Origin of the sequence: uncultured Pseudoteredinibacter sp. (assembly GCF_947502065.1) — a bacterium.
Lineage (GTDB): Bacteria > Pseudomonadota > Gammaproteobacteria > Pseudomonadales > Cellvibrionaceae > Pseudoteredinibacter.
The window spans coordinates 385,644-407,192 of record NZ_CANMYE010000002.1 but is presented as its reverse complement, the minus strand read 5'-3'; the positions used below and the strand labels follow the sequence as shown (position 1 = coordinate 407,192).

Annotated in this window: 20 protein-coding genes; 14 read left to right on the top strand and 6 right to left on the bottom strand. The window is 47.0% G+C overall.

Annotation, left to right across the window (positions count from 1 at the left end):
• Positions 1 to 13 precede the first annotated feature (13 nt).
• From nrdR to ribA, 9 genes are all read left to right on the top strand, one after another.
• Positions 14 to 481 carry a transcriptional regulator NrdR gene (nrdR, locus tag Q1A41_RS08450; RefSeq protein ID WP_299977148.1) on the top strand — a complete coding sequence of 156 codons (468 nt, stop codon included), beginning with the start codon at positions 14 to 16 and terminating at the stop codon, positions 479 to 481.
• 53 nt (positions 482 to 534) lie between these two features.
• Entirely contained in the window at positions 535 to 1,701 is a 1,167-nt protein-coding gene (gene ribD / locus Q1A41_RS08445) for a bifunctional diaminohydroxyphosphoribosylaminopyrimidine deaminase/5-amino-6-(5-phosphoribosylamino)uracil reductase RibD (protein ID WP_299977144.1), read from the top strand.
• A 91-nt stretch (positions 1,702 to 1,792) separates the two neighbouring features.
• Positions 1,793 to 2,461 carry a riboflavin synthase gene (locus tag Q1A41_RS08440; protein WP_299771304.1) on the top strand — a complete coding sequence of 223 codons (669 nt, stop codon included), beginning with the start codon at positions 1,793 to 1,795 and terminating at the stop codon, positions 2,459 to 2,461.
• A 59-nt stretch (positions 2,462 to 2,520) separates the two neighbouring features.
• Positions 2,521 to 3,633 carry a bifunctional 3,4-dihydroxy-2-butanone-4-phosphate synthase/GTP cyclohydrolase II gene (gene ribBA, locus Q1A41_RS08435; protein WP_299977141.1) on the top strand — a complete coding sequence of 371 codons (1,113 nt, stop codon included), beginning with the start codon at positions 2,521 to 2,523 and terminating at the stop codon, positions 3,631 to 3,633.
• Between the two features lie 42 nt (positions 3,634 to 3,675).
• Positions 3,676 to 4,143 carry a 6,7-dimethyl-8-ribityllumazine synthase gene (gene ribE, locus Q1A41_RS08430; protein ID WP_299771308.1) on the top strand — a complete coding sequence of 156 codons (468 nt, stop codon included), beginning with the start codon at positions 3,676 to 3,678 and terminating at the stop codon, positions 4,141 to 4,143.
• A gap of 54 nt (positions 4,144 to 4,197) precedes the next feature.
• On the top strand, positions 4,198 to 4,647 hold the full coding sequence (gene nusB / locus Q1A41_RS08425) for a transcription antitermination factor NusB (protein WP_299977139.1): 450 nt from the start codon (positions 4,198 to 4,200) through the stop codon (positions 4,645 to 4,647).
• An 11-nt stretch (positions 4,648 to 4,658) separates the two neighbouring features.
• Complete coding sequence (gene thiL, locus Q1A41_RS08420) at positions 4,659 to 5,627, top strand: thiamine-phosphate kinase (protein WP_299977136.1); 969 nt, start codon at positions 4,659 to 4,661, stop codon at positions 5,625 to 5,627.
• Positions 5,627 to 6,112: a phosphatidylglycerophosphatase A gene (locus Q1A41_RS08415; RefSeq protein ID WP_299977133.1), complete on the top strand. Its 486-nt coding sequence runs from the start codon at positions 5,627 to 5,629 to the stop codon at positions 6,110 to 6,112. Before thiL ends, Q1A41_RS08415 begins: the two co-directional genes overlap by 1 nt.
• Positions 6,113 to 6,152: 40 nt before the next feature.
• Positions 6,153 to 6,755 (top strand): GTP cyclohydrolase II, encoded by a 603-nt coding sequence (gene ribA, locus Q1A41_RS08410; protein WP_299977130.1) that lies wholly within the window; start codon positions 6,153 to 6,155, stop codon positions 6,753 to 6,755.
• Positions 6,756 to 7,172: 417 nt separating this feature from the next.
• Here the strand turns inward: ribA and Q1A41_RS08405 are convergent, their stop codons facing one another.
• A complete protein-coding gene (locus tag Q1A41_RS08405) occupies positions 7,173 to 9,311 on the bottom strand; it encodes a M3 family metallopeptidase (RefSeq protein WP_299977128.1) in 2,139 nt (712 codons plus the stop codon).
• A 167-nt stretch (positions 9,312 to 9,478) separates the two neighbouring features.
• Between Q1A41_RS08405 and Q1A41_RS08400 the strand changes: the two genes are divergently transcribed.
• Together Q1A41_RS08400 and Q1A41_RS08395 are read left to right on the top strand one after the other, a co-directional pair.
• The gene (locus Q1A41_RS08400; protein WP_299977125.1) at positions 9,479 to 10,315 is read left to right on the top strand and encodes a DMT family transporter; all 837 of its coding nucleotides are present in this window, start codon (positions 9,479 to 9,481) and stop codon (positions 10,313 to 10,315) included.
• A gap of 45 nt (positions 10,316 to 10,360) precedes the next feature.
• Positions 10,361 to 11,308 (top strand): DUF4261 domain-containing protein, encoded by a 948-nt coding sequence (locus Q1A41_RS08395; protein WP_299977122.1) that lies wholly within the window; start codon positions 10,361 to 10,363, stop codon positions 11,306 to 11,308.
• Positions 11,309 to 11,353: 45 nt separating this feature from the next.
• Here the strand turns inward: Q1A41_RS08395 and Q1A41_RS08390 are convergent, their stop codons facing one another.
• Genes Q1A41_RS08390 through Q1A41_RS08380 form a run of 3 tightly spaced genes read right to left on the bottom strand, consistent with a single transcriptional unit; the run spans position 11,354 to position 13,200 of the window.
• A complete protein-coding gene (locus Q1A41_RS08390) occupies positions 11,354 to 11,725 on the bottom strand; it encodes a VOC family protein (RefSeq protein WP_299977120.1) in 372 nt (123 codons plus the stop codon).
• Positions 11,726 to 11,749: 24 nt separating this feature from the next.
• On the bottom strand, positions 11,750 to 12,139 hold the full coding sequence (locus tag Q1A41_RS08385; RefSeq protein ID WP_299977117.1) for a Rid family hydrolase: 390 nt from the start codon (positions 12,137 to 12,139) through the stop codon (positions 11,750 to 11,752).
• A gap of 53 nt (positions 12,140 to 12,192) precedes the next feature.
• A complete protein-coding gene (locus Q1A41_RS08380) occupies positions 12,193 to 13,200 on the bottom strand; it encodes an AraC family transcriptional regulator (protein WP_299977114.1) in 1,008 nt (335 codons plus the stop codon).
• A gap of 131 nt (positions 13,201 to 13,331) precedes the next feature.
• On the opposite strand from Q1A41_RS08380, the gene Q1A41_RS08375 reads away from it, so the two are divergent.
• A complete protein-coding gene (locus Q1A41_RS08375) occupies positions 13,332 to 14,441 on the top strand; it encodes a ferritin-like domain-containing protein (protein WP_299771331.1) in 1,110 nt (369 codons plus the stop codon).
• Positions 14,442 to 14,512: 71 nt separating this feature from the next.
• On the opposite strand, the gene uvrA is transcribed toward Q1A41_RS08375, so the two are convergent.
• Both uvrA and Q1A41_RS08365 read right to left on the bottom strand, forming a co-directional pair.
• Positions 14,513 to 17,344, bottom strand: coding sequence for an excinuclease ABC subunit UvrA (gene uvrA, locus Q1A41_RS08370; RefSeq protein ID WP_299977111.1), 2,832 nt, complete (start codon positions 17,342 to 17,344; stop codon positions 14,513 to 14,515).
• Between the two features lie 159 nt (positions 17,345 to 17,503).
• Positions 17,504 to 18,160 (bottom strand): LuxR C-terminal-related transcriptional regulator, encoded by a 657-nt coding sequence (locus Q1A41_RS08365; protein ID WP_299771335.1) that lies wholly within the window; start codon positions 18,158 to 18,160, stop codon positions 17,504 to 17,506.
• Between the two features lie 564 nt (positions 18,161 to 18,724).
• On the opposite strand from Q1A41_RS08365, the gene Q1A41_RS08360 reads away from it, so the two are divergent.
• Both Q1A41_RS08360 and Q1A41_RS08355 read left to right on the top strand, forming a co-directional pair.
• Entirely contained in the window at positions 18,725 to 20,089 is a 1,365-nt protein-coding gene (locus tag Q1A41_RS08360; RefSeq protein ID WP_299977108.1) for an MFS transporter, read from the top strand.
• 201 nt (positions 20,090 to 20,290) lie between these two features.
• Positions 20,291 to 21,511: a hypothetical protein gene (locus Q1A41_RS08355; RefSeq protein WP_299977105.1), complete on the top strand. Its 1,221-nt coding sequence runs from the start codon at positions 20,291 to 20,293 to the stop codon at positions 21,509 to 21,511.
• Positions 21,512 to 21,549: the final 38 nt, after the last annotated feature.

Genomic DNA, 21,549 nt, shown 5'->3' with positions numbered 1-21,549 from the left:
ATAAGGATTGCACATGCACTGCCCATTTTGCAGCGAAGAAGATACGAAAGTTATCGATTCGCGCTTGGTAGCCGAAGGCGACCAGGTGCGCCGCCGCCGAGAATGCCAGACTTGTCGTGAGCGTTTTACCACCTATGAAGTGGCCGAACTGCTATTGCCTAGGATTATTAAGCAAGATGGCAGCCGCGAACCCTTTAATGAAGAGAAGATGCGCTCTGGCTTGTTAAGAGCCTTGGAAAAGCGCCCGGTCAGCATGGAGCAGATTGAATCTTCGGTGACCCAGATTAAGCACTATCTGCAAGCGACCGGTGAGCGCGAAGTGCCCGCCATGCGAGTTGGTGAGAAGGTCATGGAGGAGCTGCAAAAATTAGACGAAGTTGCCTATATCCGCTTTGCGTCGGTATATCGTCGATTCCAGGATCTCAATGAGTTCCGTAAAGAGATCGAGCGTCTAGAAGGCAGCCCGGAGCATAAAGAGTAGGGCGGAGCCACTTAAAAGCTACTTAGAACTTATTGAAGAGTTACGCAAAAGCTATGCAAGAGTTTGATAAATCTAGCGTCCAGCAAGACGATAAGTACTGGATGGCACGGGCTATCGAATTAGCTAAGCGTGGCCAATACAGCACTATGCCTAACCCTAGAGTGGGTTGTGTAATGGTTAAAGATGGACAGTTATTATCGGAAGGCTGGCATCAAAAGCCTGGCTTAGGGCACGCCGAGGTGGAAGCTATAGCTGCGGCCAATAGCGTCGGCGCTGAGCTAGTCGGCGCAACGGCTTATGTCACTCTAGAACCCTGCAGTCACCACGGCAAAACAGGGCCCTGTTGTGAGGCCCTAGCCGCAGCAGGTGTTGCGCGTGTGGTCTACGGTATGGAAGATCCGAATCCGCAAGTGAGTGCGCGAGGCCTAGAGTATTTAAAAGGTCAGGGCATTGTTGTTGATGGGCCAGTCATGGAAGAAGACTGTAGAGCATTAAACCCAGGCTTTATCGCCCGCATGATGCACGGTCGGCCACTGCTTCGGCTAAAGCTTGCGATGAGCTTAGATGCTCGTACAGCAATGGCTAATGGCGAGAGCAAGTGGATTACCTCGGCCGCAGCCCGCAGTGATGTTCAGCGCCTGCGAGCCAGCAGTTGCGCGGTTATCAGTGGTATCGATTCGATATTACAAGACAATCCCGCCATGAATGTTCGTGCGAACGACCTAGGCTTAGACGAAACGCTCTGTCAGTTGGCCACAGAGAAACAGCCGCTAAGAGTGATTTTGGATTCGGCACTAAGGATGGATCCAAAAGCCCAATTATTGAGTAAACCGGGCAAGGTCTTAATTTGTACTCTGCAAGATCCAGCTTGCGAAAAGGCCCAAGAGCTTCGATCAGCTTGCGCTGAGCTAGAAGTTTTGCAGGCTAAGGCCCGCGAAGGGCGAATTGATCTGCATTGGCTGATGACAGAGTTGGGCAGAAGAGAATGTAATGAGGTGTTGGTAGAAACCGGCGCCTCTCTAGCGGGCAGCTTTTTAAGGCGCGGCCTGCTGGATGAGTTGATTATCTATATGGCACCAAAGCTGCTGGGTAGTAAAGCGCGGCCAATATTTGAGCTGCCGCTGGATACCATGGCCGCTCATCTGCCATTGATGATCGAAAGTATTGAGCCGATCGGGCAGGATTGGAAAATCCTAGCTCGCCCCGATATAGAGTCATAAGTCCTCGATATCGAACGATCGCTTCGCTTGTTGGCGTCTTAAGCCGGCAATGGGAGCGCATCGGCCATAGGCAATTGAATAGTGGATTGATATGTTTACCGGCATTATTGAAGCAGTTGGCGAAATTGTCGCCGCAGAGCCTCGCGGTGGTGATATTCGCCTGCGAGTGAAAAGTAACGGTCTTGATCTTGGTGATGTGGCATTAGGTGATTCAATTGCCACTAATGGCGTTTGCCTAACCGTTATTGATTTGCCGGGTGATGGCTATTGGGCTGATGTTTCGGTGGAAACCATCGATAACACCACCGTTGCTAGCTGGCAGGTAGGCCAAGCCGTTAACTTGGAAAAGGCGCTAACCCCGCAAACCCGTCTAGGTGGCCATATAGTTAGTGGCCATGTTGATGGTGTAGGTGAGGTGATCAGTCGCCACAGCGATGCCCGCTCTGAGCGTTTTCGCTTGCGTGCACCTGATAACCTGGCCAAGTACATTGCCCACAAAGGCTCGATTACTGTCGATGGCACCAGCCTGACCGTTAATGCTGTACAAGGTGCTGAATTTGAATTGAACATCGTGCCTCACACCCTTGATAAAACGGTGATGGGGCAATACCGCAGCGGTAGCAAAATCAATTTGGAAGTTGATGTCATTGCCCGCTATTTAGAGCGTTTACTGCAAGGAGAGCAGGCCGCGCACGCCGAAGGCAGTTCTGATCTGTCGATGGCGTTTTTGCAAGAGCACGGCTTTGCCGGCCGCAAATAACTGTCGTAGCACACTGTCCTAGCACAAGGGTACGGCCTCCTAAAGATAGAGAGTGAATTATGCAACTCAACACCGTAGAAGAACTGATTGACGATATTCGTCAGGGTAAAATGGTTATCCTGATGGATGATGAGGATCGCGAAAATGAAGGCGATCTAATTATTGCGGCCGAACAGCTGCGCGCCGAAGATGTTAACTTTATGGCCACCCATGCTCGCGGCTTGATTTGCTTAACCCTTACCGAAGAGCGCTGCCGTCAACTGGATTTGCCGTTAATGGTAAGCGATAACCGCGCGGCTCACTCGACTAACTTCACGGTATCTATCGAAGCCGCTGAAGGTGTAAGCACCGGCATTTCCGCCGCTGATCGTGCGCGTACCGTACGTGCTGCAGTGGCTCGCGATGCGCAGCCTAAAGATATTGTGCAGCCAGGTCATATTTTCCCATTGAAAGCTGAGGCTGGTGGCGTATTAAGTCGTGCAGGTCACACCGAAGCCGGTTGTGATCTAGCGCGCCTTGCAGGTTTTGAGCCGGCCGCTGCCATCGTTGAAATTATGAACGAAGACGGCACCATGGCGCGCCGTTCGGATTTAGAAAAGTTTGCGCAATTGCATGATCTTAAAATTGGCACCATTGCCGATATGATCCAGTACCGCACGCTTAACGAAAAAACCGTAGAGTGTGTTAATGAGCGCAATGTAAGCACTGAGTTTGGTGAGTTTAGCTTGCGCACTTATCTTGATAAGCCTCGCCAGGAAAAGCACTTTGCATTGGTCAAAGGCGATATCCAAAACGAAGAGTCCGTATTGGTGCGTGTTCACAATAGTGATACCGCACGTGATGTTTTGGGTATTTTGCGTGAAAGCGACAAAACCTATAAGCCGTGGAGCTTTCAGCGTGCTTTGCAGAAGGTTTCTGAAGAAGGCAGTGGCGTGGTGATCTTATTGTGTCACAACGAAACTACCGATGACATTGAAGAGAGCATCGATTGGATGATCTCTGGCAAGCAGCAGCGCCCTAGCCAAGATATGGTTTATAAAAGCGTAGGTACCGGCTCCCAAATCTTGCAAGATTTGGGTGTGCGTAAAATGCGTTTGATGAGTGCGCCGTTTAAATTTAGCGCACTATCTGGTTTCCAGTTGGAAGTTGAAGAATATTTAAGTTGTAAATAAGTTTTAGTCAGCTCTACAAATTAGAGACGAAGGAATTTCATTATGAGTATTAAAACCATCGAAGGTCAGTTCACTAACTGTCAGGGTAAATATGCACTGATCGTAAGTCGCTGGAACAGCTTTGTTGTAGAAGCATTAAAAGACGGCGCTTTGGATACTTTACGTCGCCATGGCATTAGCGAAGATCAAATCACCATCGTGTATGCACCGGGTGCCTTTGAGTTTCCTCTTGTTGCTCAGCGCCTGGCCGCTAAAGGTGAGTTTGATGCCATTATCGCACTGGGTGCGGTAATTCGTGGTGGTACTCCACACTTTGATTATGTCGCTGGCGAGTGTACTAAAGGTTTGGCGCAAGTTGGTCTTAACAGCGATACTGTGGTTACCTTTGGTGTATTGACCGTTGATTCCATTGAGCAGGCAATTGAGCGCTCTGGTACCAAGGCCGGCAACAAAGGTGAAGAAGCTGCGACCACAGCTCTAGAGATGGTTTCTCTACTGAACAATTTGTAATATGAATAAGCGTGACTGCCAGCTGGTCACGCGCTCTTTTAGATAGGTAATACGATGTCTGTAACTCCCGCAACTCGTCGCAAGGCGAGGCACTATGCAATGCAAGCTTTGTATCAATGGCAAATGGCCGGTGCAAGCTTAAATGTGATCGAAGCTGAATTTCACGCTGACAATGACATGACCCATGTTGATGTTGAGTACTTCCGTGAAATATTGCACAGCGTCCCTCAGCAATATAGTGGTTTAAGAGAAAGCTTTGAACCTCATTTGCAAGATCGCAGCCTAGAAGAGTTGGATCCAATCACCAATGCATTATTGTTGATGGCCTGCTTTGAGCTAAAACATCGTATCGATGTGCCTTATAAAGTAGTTATCAACGAGGCTGTGTCGCTGGCGAAAAAATTTGGCGCCACTGATAGCCACAAATTTATTAATGCGGTGCTGGATAAAATGGCCGAACAAGATCGTGCCGTTGAAGTGAAGGCGAGCGGTAAGCGCAAATAACGAAAATACTTATGAACGAGTTCGATTTAATCAAACGCTATTTCCAAAACGGTGGTTTAACGCCTCCGGTAGCGGATGGTATCGAGCTCGGAATAGGTGATGACTGTGCTTTGCTTTACCCATCAGCTGATCGCCTATTAGCGGTGTCCATGGACACCTTGGTGGCTGATGTGCATTTCCCTGCACAAGCTGATCCCGCCTTAATCGGTGAGCGCGCTCTGCGAGTAAATTTAAGTGATTTAGCAGCTTGTGGGGCAAAGCCTCGCTGGTTTACTCTGGCATTAACCCTGCCTGATATGGACAAGGGTTGGCTCGCTGGGTTTTCACAAGGTCTTTTGCGTGTTGCCCGTGAATATGATGTTCATTTGGTTGGTGGTGATACCACTAAAGGGCCTTTGAGTATCACGGTTCAAGTTCATGGTGAAGTGGAGCCTAAATTGGCTTTACGTCGCGATAGAGCTTCTGCAGCGGAGCTCATTTATGTGAGTGGCACTTTAGGTGATGCCGCTGCGGCTGTGAAAAGCTTTAGCGGTGAGCTCAATACCGATGAGCAGTCCTTGCAGCATTTTTTGAATCGCTACTATCACCCAGTACCTAGGGTTCAAGAGGCTCAAACGTTTGCTCCAATGTTATCTGCCGCGGTCGATATTTCCGATGGTCTGCTGGCTGACCTTGGGCATATTTGTGAGCGCAGTAATATTGGCGCTTTGGTCGATCTGGATAGACTGCCTTTGTCTTCGGCATTGATAAAAAGCTTCGATGAAAAAAGCGCCGTGCAACTGGCCGCCAGCGGTGGCGATGACTATGAGTTATGCATGCTGGTGCCGCAAACCGTACAGCAGCAATTTGAAGATGCTGCGGCAGCTTTAGGCTTGCAAGTTAGTTTGGTCGGCCATACCACTAATCAACATCAAGGCGTAAAGGCACTGTTTCGTGGCGCACCAGCAGAGCTTGAATCAATAGGCTATCAACATTTCTAATGAACACTGTAAATCTGAGTTTTAAAGATCTAGTTCGTGATCCCCGTTTATTACTCGCTTTCGGCTTTGGCTCTGGCTTGTCACCCAAGGCTCCGGGCACTTTTGGCACTATTGCGGCCTTGCCTTTTGTGTTCTTATTACAAGCAAGCCCAATCTATATTTACCTTGCTGTTTTAGTGATTGGTTTTGCGATTGGTGTTTATCTTTGTGAGCACGCTTCCAAGGTTATGGGGGTGCATGATCACGGTGGTATTGTTTGGGACGAATTTATTGGCATGTGGTTAGCTATGCTGGCCGTGCCTCTTGGTTGGCAGTGGTTGCTGGCTGGTTTTATATTATTTCGAATTTTCGATATTGCCAAACCTTGGCCTATTGGCTGGCTGGATAAGAAAGTCAGCGGCGGCTTTGGCATTATGATTGATGATGTTTTAGCAGGCCTCTACGCTCTGCTGATTCTGCAGTTGGCGGCATTTTATTTGCGCTAATTGCCAGGGCTATTGCTGCCCGCTTTAATGAGGAATTGTTGTGACTATCCGCTATATTGAGTCTTGCAAATTACCAACCCCTTGGGGCATTTTCTCCATGCATGGTTTTGAAGACACGGCTAATGATAAAGAGCATGTTGTCTTGAGCATGGGTGATATTGAAGGTGATGAGCCAGTATTGGCTCGAATACACTCTGAATGTCTGACTGGCGATGGGCTTTTTAGTTTGCGCTGCGACTGTGGTGCACAGCTACAAGCCGCAATGCATCGAGTAGCCCAAGAAGGCCGTGGTGTGATTTTCTATTTGCGCCAAGAAGGCCGTGGCATTGGTTTGCTGAATAAAATCAAAGCCTATAATTTGCAAGACAAAGGCGCCGATACTGTCGAGGCCAATGAAGCCTTAGGCTTTGGTGCCGATATGCGCGATTACTCTATTTTGCGCGAAATGCTCGATCATCTAAATATTCACGCTCTAAAACTGATGACCAATAACCCTCGTAAAGTGAAAGCGCTTAATGAGCTAGGGGTAAATGTGGTAGAGCGTATCCCTCACGAAACCGGTCGTAATCCCCATAATGCGAAGTACCTTGAGACTAAGAAGGGTAAGCTGGGGCACTTGCTTGAGGGTGAGGATGAGGCCTAAGTTGCCGCGATAGTTGAGAATAATAGTGGAAGTGATTTATTGAGGATTGCTTTTGAGAAGAATCTTAACTTTTATAAAGTTGGCCAAGGATAAGATTTTGGGCTTTGTATTCTTTACTGTCGTTTTTTCAATTCTGATTGTGGCAATGCTTAATCCGGCTACTTCTCAATACGGCTGCAACTCGAACGGCTGTGCCTCTTTAATGGGAGGGGTAGCCATTTTTCCGCTAACTATGATGGTGATTAGCTTTCTTGCCTTGGTAGAAGATTGGAAGCTGTCCCGGCTGTCTACAGCTTATTATCGTAAAAGGTAACTGCGTAGAGAGAATTTAGATCGTTTGTTTTCTGATATGCTTTATCTCGGTTCGGAGTTTGAGCTAGGACCAGATGGCCCTAGCTCAATCGCCGCTAGCTAGATTTATTTCTTAGGTATCGGAAAACCTCTCAAACGCATTAGCGCTTCAAAATTGGCTTCACGTCCGCGGAACTTCACATAGGCTTCGGCCGGTGGCACAGCATCACGTACGCTGAATAGATGGTCTACTAACTTCTTGGCCATGCCTTTATCATAAAAACCACCGGGTGCATTAGCAAACGCTTCGGCGGCATCGGCGGTAAGTACCTCGGCCCACAAATAGCCATAGTAGCTAGCGGCGTATCCTTCGCTGCTAAAGATGTGGCTAAAGTGTGGGGTGCGGTGACGCATTACGATGGCGCTAGGCATGTTCATCGCTGCCAAGGTTTCACGCTCGAACTTATCCGGATCAATATTGCTTGGATCGGTACTGTGCAGCTTCATATCAATAAGTGCCGATGCCAAGTATTCAGTAGTCGCAAAGCCTTCGTTGAAAGAGGCCGCTTTTTTGATCTTGGCGATTAACTCTGCAGGCATTGGTTTGCCGGTTTTGTGGTGGCGCAGATAGTTATCGATAACTTCGTCTGTGCTCAGCCAGTGTTCCAATAATTGTGATTGGAATTCAGTGTAGTCTCGCACGCCTCGATTTTGAGAGGGGTAGGCAACATTGGAAGACAAAAAGTGTAGCGCATGGCCAAACTCATGGAAGTAAGTTTCGGCATCATCCCAAGAGATCAGTACAGCTTTGCCTGGTTCACCTTTTACGAAGTTTGAGTTATTTGAGGACAGTACATTGGTCTTACCTTCAAAAGTCGTGTGGCTGCGATAGCTAGTGGCCCAAGCACCAGAGCGTTTGCCTTTGCGAGCGAAAGGATCTAGATACCACAGACCAATATGATTGCCAGTAGTTTTGTCGGTCACTTCCCAAACTTTTACATCCGGATGAAATACCGGCACGCTGCCTTCTGCAACTGGGGTGAACTTATAGTTAAACAGTCTTTCGGCAACATAGAACATTGCTTCGCGCAACTTCCCAAGCTGGAGGTATTGTTTAACTTCATCAGAATTTAAATCGTATTTAGCTTTACGTACTTTTTCGGCGTAATAGCGATAATCCCAGGGTTCTATCTTTTCAACACCATCGGCTTTGGCAATTTCTAGCATGTCGGCAATTTCTTGGTCGACACGGGCAATAGCGGCAGGCCAAACGGATTCCATTAGCTTCATGGCGTTTTCAGGCTTTGCGGCCATGCGGGATTCAAGTTGCCAGCTGGCGTAGTTTTTATAGCCTAGAAGGCCCACTCGCTCATGACGTAGCTGAAGAATTTCGGCAATGATGGCATTGTTATCGTGCTCGCCGCCATTGTCGCCACGGCTGTAGTAATTGGTCCACACTTGCTTGCGTAGCTCGCGATCGTCGGCATAAGTTAAAAATGGCGACATAGAAGAGCGAGTATTACTGACTGCGTACTGTCCTTCCTTGCCTTTAGACTTGGCTGCGGCTGCAGCAGCGCCAAGATAAGATTCTGGCAGGCCTGCGCTTTGTGTTTTGCTGAAAAAGGTCACATAGCCTTCTTCATCGGCCAATACATTATTGGAAAACTGGTTTTGTAGTTGTGATAAGCGTTGGTTGATCTCGGCGTAGCGTTTAGCTTCTTTGCCGTTTAACTCTGCACCTGAGCGCTTAAAACCTAAGTAAGTCTTTTCCAATAGGCGCTGCTGATCCGGACGCAAAGTCTTCATTTCTTTGCCTTCATAAACCGCTTTGATGCGGGCAAAGAGCTTTTTGTTCTGGGTGATCTTGCTGTAAAAAGCCGACAGCTTGGGGCTCATTTCAGAGCGGATTTCGCGAAACTCAGGGCTAGACATATTCGCACTCCAGATGCCCCAATAGGCGTAGACTCGATCTAAGTCCTTACCGGCTGCCTCGTAAGCCTCAAGAGTATTGGCAAAGGTAGGCGGCTCTGGATTGTTGGCGATAGCATTGATCTCCGCCAAATTGTTGGCCATGCCTTGTTCTAACGCAGGTTTAAGCTCTTCTAGCTTCACTTTGTCAAAGGCTGGTACACCTTCGTATGGGCCGGTCCACTTAGCGAAAACCTGATTGTTACTCAGAGTGTTGTCTTGTTTGGCATGTACCGCTGGCATTAAGCCTAATGCCACACTGGATATGACTAAAGGGAGTACTTTTAAGCCTTTCATAATCGCTCTCATTTGCTTTGTTTATAGAGGGCCAGGTATGACTGAAGCTAACAGTCTTAGCAAGGTATATACATAACGAAAAAGTCCCTCTATGGCTCAATTCTCAAGCGGGCGGTACAGGGCTATCTAACGTATAATTCACCCAGATTAACTCTAAGGGGCTCTTAGTGCAGGCTTTACTATGGATGCTGGCGTCACTGGCATCATTTTGTCTTTTGGCGCTTGGTGCGCGTGAATTAAGCGGTGAGGTGCCGGTCTTTCAGACCCTGTTCTTTAGAAGTTTAATCGGCGCCATTTTGCTGTTTGCTCTGTTGGCATTTAAAAGGCAGCTTGCTGCCTTAAAGACCGAGCGGATTGCCTTGCATGGTGTTCGCAGTATTTTTCACTTTGCGGCCCAGTATGGTTGGTTTGTTGGTATAGCCTTGTTACCGTTGGCTGAGGTATTTGCTTTAGAATTTACTGCGCCACTTTGGACGGCTTTGTTGGCCGCATTGTTTTTAGGTGAAAAGTTAACGCTGCAACGTATTCTGGCCTTGTTGGCGGGTTTGCTTGGCGTGTTTATTATCGTGAGACCGGGCTCAGAGATTTATAATCCAGCAGCTCTAGTAGTGTTGGCGGCGGCAATTGGCTTTGCGGTATCCTTTGTGAGCACAAAGGCCTTAACCAAAACCGATTCGCCACTGCTCATCTTGTTTTATATGTGCCTAATGCAAATGCCATTGGGCTTGCTGCTTGCTTGGCCACAATGGCAGCCGATTAGTTTAGAACAGGGGCTGATTATATTTCTAATCAGTATTGCTGCTCTTAGTGCTCATTACTGTTTGAATCAAGCACTAAAGCTGGCCGATGTCACCTTGATCGTTACTTTGGATTTTCTAAGATTGCCCTTGATTGCGTTAGCGGGCGTGTATTTTTACCAAGAACCGGTTACTTTGGCGCTCTTGCTTGGTGCTTTATGTATGTTGGTTGGAAATGTTATCAATGTATATCGTTTTAAAAAATAAGTGGTTTTGAGCTCTTCAGCGGCTACGTATTAAGGATATAAATTTATGCCTTATTTGATTACTCTAATCATCTTTTTAGCCTTTTTCTTTTTTATGCTGAGGGGCATACAACGGGCTGAATCTTCCTTTGGTGCAAATACTGCAGAGCTTGATGAGCAGTTGCTTGCACAGACGCGAAGTTATCGCGATGCTTTGGGCGATGTCCCAGAAGCGGCGGTCCATTGTTTGGTTTTTCTAGATGGGACTAAAGGCCTGAATATCGATAACATTGCCCGGCAGATGTCCTTGCAGGATGAGATGTTTCATAACTACCGAGTGGCAAGTGAGGGAGAGCTTAAAAAGCAGATTGTCATCCATGGGGCAAGTCTTTCGCCTCGCATCAAATTAGAGATTGTGAAAAATCCAGCATTTCAAAATGCAGAACCGGCTAGCCAGTTAGCTAGCTCTAATTACTACTGGCCTCAGGCCAGTGAAGACTTAGCTAATAGTAGGTTGGCGATTTTGTGCTACTGCGAGGAAGCCGGTAGGACTTTAGATCAATCTATCTTTCTGTCTTTTTTACTGCAGACAGTTTTCTCCATGAAAATAAATGCCTCTGGTGCCATATGGAATAGTAGGCAAGCGATATCGGCTCAAACTATGGCAGATGAGTTTAAGGTAGTATCAAAAAGCTTGCCCAGCCACTTTTGGGTGGCTGTTGATACTTATGTCGATGAAGATGACCAAGTTTGCGGCTTTACCGAAGGCTTGGAGGATTATGGTAAAACAGAATTTGAGGCGGTAGCGGCACCAGAAAATCCACTAGAGCTGCGCAGGCGTTTAGAAGGCTATACATCGTATGCTCTAGATGGCTGCGCTGAACTTATGAATGGCGATACGATTGGTGGTGATCGGCAAGAAAAAATAAAACTTCAAAAAACACCCTCTAAACTAGGGTTGCCAGGCTGGGTTTTTCGAATGGATTACCTGAAAGAGTCTGATGATCAGCCTTGAAAGGAATAGTTTGGGTAAGCAAGTGCAGGCATTCTAGGCTTGTATCTAGACCCTAAAGAATACCGCCAGCTTATTGCCGTCTAAATCTCTAAAATAAGCCCCAAAGAAGGCTCCAGGATCGCGCTCGCCCGGTTGACCTTCACAACTGGCGCCCGCGTTTATGGCAAGTTGGTATACCTTGTTTACCGTCCCTACACTATCCGCCTGTAATGCCAGCATGGTGCCATTACCATAATTTGCTGGTTCGCCGTTATAAGGTTTGCTGATTGCTAATTTAGCACCACCGCCGCTAAACTCCCAAAAAATAACTTGTTCAGATTGATAGATCTTCCGGGCGTTCAGCTCAGGTAGCCAACTGCTATAAAATGCATCGGCTTTGGATAGGTTGTTAGCCCCAAGGGTAGTGTGAGAAATCATAGCTTGCGCTTCTAAATGGTGTTTTTACAGATGAGCTACGCATTTTATTTCCAGTTGCAGATCGGGCAGTACTAGCTCTGTCACTCCAATTAGTGTTTGGCAAACCGCAGGCTCGCCACCATAGGCTTTAGCTCGCTCGGCAAAAACGGCTTTTGCTTGAGTCATGGTGTTGTTCATGTCGGTAACATACATGGTTTCGTCAACAATATTGTCCATACTGGCTCCAAATTCGGAGAGCACGGCGGCAATATTTTCATAGGCTAATCGAGTTTGTTCTACAATGTCAGCGCCGGCTTTGCCTTGCTGGTCGACACCTACTTGCCCTGAAAGATACAAGATGTTGTCGACTTTAATGGCTTGGGCATAAATGTTTTTGTAGGGGCCTGAGCGCAGTTGTTGCTTTTCTATAGTCAAAATAATGCCTTTTAATTTATTGTGATTATTTAGTTGTCTATTTATCTATTTATTTATGGTCGATGCTTTTTTTGGAAATTAGCCGGTGATTCTCCCGTCCAACGAATAAAGGCGCGACGAAAATTGGAGATATCGTTGAAGCCTACCAAGCTGGCAATGGTATCAATCGAGAAGTTTGAATTTCTCAAATAGTCTTCGGCGAGCTGGCGCTTAACTTCATCGGATATTTTTTGGAATGAGCTGCCTTCTTCTTGTAAGCGTCGTCGGAAGGTTCGTGGGCTCATATGAAACTTTTCGGCCATGGCCTCTAGTTTAGGAAATCCACTGTTTTCAGCGACTAGCATGCGCCTGACGCTGCTGCTTAAATCGGCATTATCATCCAACCTTGCTAGCAATTTATCGCACTGCTGTTGATAAATTTTAAGCATAGATGGGTTGGCGAATTCGGGTTTTTCCTGCAGCAAGCTATTAGGTAGCTTGATGGCATTGCGGTTCTGATCAAAGTTAATTGAGCAGTTAAATATCTTGCGGTATTCGTCACCATGCGCCGGCTCTGGATAAGCAAAATACAACTCCATGGGCAAGCTGTCGCGGTGCAGTAACTGTTTTACTGCGGTAACAATACCTGCTGAAAAAATCTCTTCATCAAAATTGGGGTTCATTAGATCTGGCCCCAGGTTTTTGTGCTCAATCACGATGTGATCGTCGACTTCTTCTAAGGTCAGCATGGCGGAGCTCATTAGCAAGCGGTAGTACTTCATCAGCAGATCAAGTGCCGAGATTAGATCGTTGCAGCTCATCAGGGCGTAGCCTAAAACGCCATGCGACGTCAGGGTTAGCCGTCGACCGAAGTTTAAACCCAGTGCTGGGTCGTCACTCAGTCTTGAGGCTAGTTGCAGTAATTGGCGCAGTTGTTGATCACTAATGCTGGCGTCGGGTTGGTCAAGGTATTCGCTACTTAAGCCTACAGTGGCCAATACCGAGTCGGCCGGCTGCCCGTAGTCCTTGAGCATCTCGCTCAATATCGCAACATAACTGGCTGGAAATCGTGGGTTTGCCATATGGCCTAGGTCCTTATTGATTTTCGGTTGGCCTCTTATGACCAAAAATATGGCATAAGATCACCTTGAGAAGCAAGTGTTTCAGTACGAGACTATAAAAAGAACAGAATAAAAATCAAAAGGAGCCCGTGATGGCGGTGGAATTTACAGAAGATACCCCGAATGAAGTGCGATTTTTCGAAGCGGCCAAGGATCTGCCTGGTGCTTGCGACGATATCGATCTCACACCTGAATCAGTGGATGATATTGCTGAGATATTTCAGACGCCATTAACTGGGGCCTATAACTGGGATTACAAAATCCAGGAAAATCGTATTCGTCAGTTGTATGAGTTGGGCAAAAAGCTTAACTGGAATGCTGAAACCGACATTGACTGGACAAAACCCATGGTGGGCATGGATGACGAGTTGCGTGCCATGCAAAATGGCTTTGCTGGCTGGGGACCTTTTGAGGCGCTAAGTGAGCGACAGAAGCTAGAGTTTTATGACCACAGTGACGCCTGGACCCTCTCGCAGTTTTTACACGGTGAGCAGGGCGCGCTATTGGTTGCATCGCAGCTGGTATCTTGTGCGCCAACCTATGCCGCCAAGCTCTATGCTGGCTCCCAGACCTTCGATGAAGCCCGTCATGTAGAAGTGTTTAATAAGTACATCCAGAAGAAATTCGGCCTGATGTATCCGGTAAACAGCTCACTGAAAAGCATCTTGGATAAAATTCTTACTGACCACCGCTGGGATTTGAAATTTATCGGTATGCAGGTTGTGATTGAGGGCTTGGCTTTGTCGGCCTTTAACACCATGCATGAGCTGGCCACCGAAGACAGTTTGATCAAAGATATTCTGGGTTACGTAATCCGTGACGAAGCTCGCCATGTGGCCTTTGGTATTCACTACCTTGAAGAGTTTGTGAAGTCTTTGAGTGAAGAAGAACGTGAAGAGCGTGCGGAGTTTGCCTATCAAGCTTGCGTGGTTAGCCGCGAGCGCCTAGTGCCTACCGATGTGTTTGAGTTTTATGGCTGGGATGTAGAAGAGGCCCGACAGATCTTCTTAGAATCTTCGGGGACAGCCAAATTCCGTAATCATTTATTTTCACGAGTTGTTCCAAATCTTCGCCGAATCGGCTTGCTGACCGATAAGATTCGCCCGAAGTTTGAAGCTCTCGGTGTATTGGAGTATGAAAACCTAGTGGATGATGGTGAGATTGATTGGGCGGAAATGAGTAAGCCTTTGAAGGCTGGCTAGATTTTAATAATGGGTCAGAACCTATCGGTTCTGACCCTGCTTGTAGCTGATATCCAGAAGTTCTTCCGAAATTATTTTTTTGCTTTCAACATTGGCTTTAAGTAGCGGCCAGTGTGAGAAGCCTTCACCTTGCTAACCTCTTCAGGTGTGCCGGTTGCTATAATTTGTCCGCCACCGCTACCACCTTCAGGCCCTAAATCGATAAGCCAATCCGCTGTTTTGATAACATCTAGGTTGTGCTCAATCACAACGACAGTATTTCCGTGATCACGTAGGCGGTGCAATACGGTTAGTAGTTGCTGGATATCGTGAAAGTGCAAACCTGTGGTTGGTTCATCTAGAATATACAGCGTTCTGCCGGTGTCGCGTTTTGAAAGCTCTCGCGATAATTTTACCCGCTGGGCTTCACCACCAGATAGGGTGGTGGCGGCTTGCCCTAAGCAAATATAGGTAAGGCCAACATCCATTAAAGTTTGTAGTTTCTTTGCTACCGCGGGAATCGCGTCGAAAAACTCACGTGCATCTTCAACGGTCATTTCCAATACTTCGTGGATGTTTTTCCCTTTGTATTTAACCTCTAAGGTTTCACGGTTGTAGCGTTTGCCTTTACAGCTATCGCAAGGCACATAAACATCCGGCAGGAAGTGCATTTCCACCTTTACAACGCCATCGCCCTGACAAGCTTCACAGCGACCGCCTTTTACATTAAAGCTAAATCGGCCGGGTTTGTAACCGCGCGATCGAGCTTCTTGGGTGCCGGCAAACAATTCACGAATGGGGGTGAAGATACCTGTGTAAGTCGCAGGGTTAGAGCGTGGTGTACGGCCGATGGGGCTTTGGTCTATGTCGACGCACTTATCGAAAAGGTCCAAGCCTTCAACGCGATCATGAGAAGCTGCTTTTAATGTTGTTGCTCCATTAAGCTCTGTTGCGGCTAGTGGATAAAGTGTGGCGTTGATCAGAGTGGATTTTCCTGAACCTGAAACACCGGTTACACAGGTCATCAAGCCAAAGGGAATTTCTAAGTCAACATCTTGTAGGTTATTGCTATTGGCGCCAAACAGCTTAAGCCATTTATCGTCTTGAGTGGGCGTGCGCTCAGTAGGTATGGCAATCGATTTTTTACCGGATAAATACTGCCCGGTTAAAGAGGCCTTGCTGCGCATGATTTTTTTCATGTCGCCTTGGGCAATTACTTCACCACCGTGCACGCCGGCGCCAGGGCCAATATCGATAACATGATCGGCTTGGCGAATAGCATCCTCATCATGCTCTACAACAATAACGGTGTTACCGATATCGCGCAGGTGAGTAAGGGTGGCCAAGAGGCGATCATTGTCCCGTTGGTGCAAGCCAATAGAGGGCTCGTCAAGAATATACATAACACCAACGAGGCCGGCACCAATTTGGCTGGCTAGGCGAATGCGTTGTGCCTCGCCACCCGATAAGGTTTCCGCACTACGGTTAAGGCTTAAATAGTTTAACCCTACATCAACCAGAAAGCGGAAGCGATCCTGCAGCTCTTTTAATATCTTCTCTGCGATCTCAGCTTTAGACCCTTTAAATTTTAACTGATTGAAATAGTCAAAGGCTTCACCGACAGGAAGGGTTGTGAGTTCTGGTAGGGTTTTGTTATCCACAAATACATGGCGAGCATCACGGCGTAAACGGGTGCCGTCACATTCGGGGCAATGCTGGGTGGATAAGTATTTTGCTAGCTCTTCGCGCACCGAATTCGATTCGGTATCGCGATAGCGGCGTTCCATATTGGGTAATACGCCCTCGAAAGCATGGCGGCGCTGGTGAAGGTCGCCGCGATCGTTTACGTAGCTAAAGTCAATTTCCGTTCGGCCAGAGCCGTTAAGAATAACTTGGCGGTCTTTCTTGCGGAGCTTTTTCCAGGGAGTGTCAACATCAAATCCATAATGCTCAGCCAATGAGTTAAGCATGTGGAAGTAGTAGACATTACGTTTGTCCCAGCCTCGAATGGCACCGGTTGATAAAGAGGCGTCATCAAACTGAACGACTTTTTCTTCATCAAAATACTGTTTAACTCCCAAACCGTCGCAGCTAGGGCAAGCGCCGGCAGGGTTGTTAAAAGAAAATAGGCGCGGCTCTAATTCGGTTAAGGAGTAATCACACACTGGGCAAGCATGTTTCGCGGAGAATGTACGATCCTCTTTGTCACCGTCCATATAATTTAATAGCAATAAACCTTCACTTAGATTTAGTGCCGTTTCAATAGACTCCGAAATACGTAGCTGTAAATCATCACGCACTTTAAAACGATCGACAACCACTTCAATAGTGTGCTTCTTTTTCTTGTCGAGCTTTGGGGTATCATCAAGATCGACGACTAAGCCATCGATACGTGCTCGTACATAACCCTCGCGGCGCAGTTGCTCGAATGTGTGTAGGTGCTCACCCTTGCGGTCTCTTACCACTGGCGCAAGCAGCATCAGTTTTGTGCCTTCTTTATGGTCTAGCACCTGGTCAACCATCTCGCTGATGGTTTGAGCGGCCAGAGGCTCATCGTGAATTGGGCAGCGAGGCTCGCCAACGCGAGCGTATAGCAGTCTTAGGTAATCGTAGATCTCGGTAATGGTGCCCACAGTTGATCGTGGGTTGTGAGAGGTCGATTTCTGCTCGATCGAGATGGCGGGGCTGAGCCCTTCGACATGATCGACATCGGGCTTTTCCATCATCGATAGGAACTGGCGGGCGTAAGTAGAGAGTGACTCTACATAGCGCCGCTGCCCTTCGGCATAGAGGGTGTCAAAGGCCAGTGAAGATTTGCCTGAACCGGATAAACCGGTAATAACAATAAGTTTATCGCGAGGAATATCTAAATCGATATTCTTCAGGTTGTGGGTGCGTGCGCCCCTAACATGTATGGTATCCAATGCCTTTTACCAGTTCTTAGCTGAGAAAATAGCCGGTAAGTATAATGCGAAAAAGCTGGATAAATAAACAGGTATTTTGAATTGTATAGAGAATGGCATGGTTTGCTGCTGAGGGGGCTCCATGCCGCCCTCGTAAGCAAACACCTAGGAGGAGTTGTATTAGTTCTCTGGGATGTGTACTCGTGCCCAGTTACAGGCTTCCAGGCGGTTCTTAACGCCGATTTTTTTGTACACATTATAGAGATGGCTTTTAACCGTATGCTCACTGACGAACAACATATTGGCAATGTTGGCGTTGGTGGCACCTTCGCGGATCAGAGTGAGAATCTGGCGCTCACGCTTGGTTAGCTTTTCCGCAATAGGGTTGAAAACCGGAGGCCTGCGGCTCTGCAAGAAGTGATGCAGTAGGCGGCGTGGCAGCCAGTATTCACCGCTTAAAAGCTGATTGAGGCCCTGCAGCAGTAACTCTTGGCTGCTAGTGGTATGGAATAGACCATGTACACATGGCCAAGCGAGTAGATCTTCATGTTCGCTATGTGGGGTCACGTTGAATAGCGCAATTATGGGCGCGTCGTCACAATCTTGGCAATCATGCAGCCACTTGGCGAGATCCTCTCGGCGGTGATGTTGGCAATCAACCAGAGCAAAAGTCGTATTGAGTTGGGCAAAAGTGGAAAGCTCCACGATTGGGCACTCTATATTGAGTTCGTGACTGATTAAATGGGCCAGCAGAGACGTTTGCAAGCTGCTTTGATGGGAAACCAAAGCCACTGATGGCTGACTGGTTTCAACGGGGGTATTAGCCTTTGGCTGCATAATGCATTCCTGTGCGATAGATCAAAAGTAACTGTTTACATGAGGTTACGGTTCGCTTTTTATAGATTATGATCTGCCCCTCAAATCCTAAATAGGAGCATTAGGGCTATTCTTGTTATATATCGGGTTCAGTTAGGTCTTTAGAATTGGAAGTAACTAGATATAACAGAAAGTTATCTAATGCTTCGTTTACTACTTCCTAGAGCTTAATACTCTGATCTAAGTCACATTACTGAGATCCGATGGGTCAAGAATAAGTGGCCCTAATGATAGCTGCAATAAAAAGAACCCATGCTTTCCCAAAATTCAGTAATAAGTATGGTTCTGCTTTTGAGAATTCGCCAGAAACCTGGTTTAGTTGATTGGTTTTTTTGATCAGGGCATGTAATTTCGCATGAGTTGGCTTGTGGCGCCTAAAATTTCTTTCATACTTGGCAATCCCGTTGACTATTTCTTCTGTCTGAATGTTATTAGATTCGGCTTAATCCAATAGCTGTAAGGTCAACAATATATTTCATTAGCCGCTGCTGTTAAAATTGGCAATTTGCTCTGGAATTCGCATTTATGGCTGCTGCGACAGAAATGTCTGCGTTTGAACGCCGATCCGTTATATTTCTAACGCTTTTGTATACCTTCCGGATGTTAGGCTTGTTTATGGTGCTGCCTTTGTTGGCGGTAGCAGGCGAGCAGTACTCTGGAGCGACCCCCATGTTAATTGGCTTGGCTTTGGGGGTTTATGGGCTCACTCAGGCCTTGTTTCAAATCCCCTTTGGAATAGGTTCGGACAAGTGGGGTAGAAAACCACTGATTGCCTTTGGGCTCGTGCTTTTTGCTGCTGGTAGTATTCTGGCGGCTTTCAGTGGCTCCATTTGGGGCTTGATTGCAGGGCGAGCACTACAGGGATCGGGTGCTATAGCTGCTGTGATTATGGCTTTGGTGGGCGACGTTACTGCCGAGCGAAATCGCAGTAAGGCTATGGCTTCCATTGGCGCAGCTATTGGAGTGGCTTTTGCAGTCTCGTTGGTATTGGGGCCTGTTTTGGCGGCTATGGGGGGGCTGCAGCTGTTGTTCTTGGTGACCGCCTTATTAGCCCTTATTGGTTTGCTGGTTCTATATTTTGGCATTCCTCAGCCGCCTCGTATGAAAAGCTCTCCTGCGGTGCCTTTGCTTCAATTGCTAAAGAATCCTGCCTTGCTGCGCCTCAGTGCTGCCATCTTCGTACTTCATTTTGCCTTAATGGCTTTATTTGTCATCGTTCCAGGCTTATTGCTGGCTCAGTTAGATCTAGCCGTTATAGATCATTGGAAGGTGTACCTACCCATAATGCTGCTGGCCTTTGTCGCGATGGTGCCAGCGATCATTTGGGCAGAAAGATCCAAAGCGCACTCGAGGGTACTGCGCTTGGCCGCCGGCGCCCTATTATTGGCTGGAGCTTTGTTTCTTGTGGCAGACTCCGGCGTTCTGGCTTTAGGGCTATTGGCTGGTTTACTGTTATTTTTTATCGGTTTTAATGTGTTTGAAGCGAGCTTGCCCTCGCTGCTTACACGTTTATTGAGCATGGAGCAGCGTGGCGCCGCTTCAGGTGTCTATTCCAGCGCTCAGTTTATTGGCACCTTCTTGGGCGGGTTGATGGGCGGGGCTTTGTTGCAATACTTCGGCAGTTCGGCTGTTATCGCATTGCTGCTACTTTTGGCGCTGTTGATAGGGGCTGTTGTATGGCGTTTGCCACCGCTGCCGGAGTTTGAGACCTTATTTGTTGATGTTCACCCTCAGAGGGTAGGCGAGGCGCATAGCCTATTGGTGCAACTGTCTGGTGTTATCGAGGTGGCCTTGAGTGAGGCGGGTGTTGCCAGTATACGCATCGATGATAAGGACTTTGATGAGCAGCAGTTAATTGCCCTTAAATTGGATGCCCCAAATCAAGCTTAAATGGGATAGAATAGTAGTTTGGCCAAGCAAAATGATTAATTGGCCCGTGACGAGAATTTAGGAGAGAAAAATGGCCCGAGGCATAAACAAAGTCATCTATTGTCATATCTAATTTTCTCTATTAAAAACTATACCTTATTTATGAATTGTTCATATCTTAATTACTCTATGGAAACTTAAGCTTGAAAGCCGTGTTTGCTTATGTCCATTCCTCTCTGTGATTTACCCTCAATATTGAATTCGTTCTATGTTGATCAGGATTCAATAGCGTCCATAGTCGAAAAATATTCTTATCTTAAGGGAAGTAATCTGCATAAATCATTTCCCTTGTATAAGCATGATGGCCTGATTTGTGAGCATTGTGGTGATGGCCTTAGTTCCCGGTTTGCTAGGAAGACTGCTGTAGAGACTGGTTGTGACTCGCTGTGCTTTGATCTTAATAGTAGCGTGCTAGAAGAGCTTGGCCCAAAAGATAATGGTGTGATTAATCAGTATGGTTGGCGTAGATCTAACGCTATTTCTCAAGATGTAGTACTTAAAACAAGTGAAGGGTATTTAGTAGAGGAGCCGTATTGCGTATCTTGTCAGCATCGGCCTCAAAAGACATGTTCATGTGATGGCTGTCGGAAGATTAAAGCCAAGAATCATTCGCTAGTATTAGAAGGGCTACTACGTCCAAAGGCTTGTGCTCAAGTTGAAGTCGAGGCGTTGAACTGTCGTGAAGTTTTTTGGGCGTTAATGGCAATCACTTATGCCAATAAAGAAGGGGGGCTCTCAGTAGATGACAGTGGGAGAAGGTTTTTAGTTGATAGTGGGGTTTATAAAGTCGTTGCAAGCTCTTACAGCCAGGCCATAGTTTTCACATCAATTAATGAGTATCGGGTTCGAGAAAATATATTTGAGTATCAATACGATCCTAGCGTCTTAGGTGGCAAAGATGAGGCGGCTTCTCGATTAAAGGCGAGGGCATTTAGGATGGTGCAGCTTGAAGAGTCTCGTTTTGAGGTGCTTGGATTGTGGATGGACCTGGCTCTTTATGAGGCATTGAGGGTAATGGAGTATTACTGTAACGAGTATTCGATTCCTTATGGGGCGGGTGAAAAAACGATATCTTCCGTTCGAAAATCCTTGAGAGTATATGGATTGGCGCAAACTGCCAGATATATATGTAACGCTGTCAGATTCGCAAATCGTTGCCGTATAGAAAAGCACCTCAATGGTCGACAAGCCTTTAATCGTATTTATTCGAGTTTGAATTTCTGGATAGATGATGATCGAGCGAGGGGGTATAACGCGCCGCCTTTTGTCAGAAGGGATGGCGTGCTTTCAGAACCGAAGAGCGTTATTGTGTTTTCGAGCTCCTTTCTAGAGCTGAATGATATAGATTATTTTAAAACCCCTATAACAATGCGTGAGTTGTAACTCAAGTAAGGGTAATTCCAGCCTACTAGGGGCCCTAT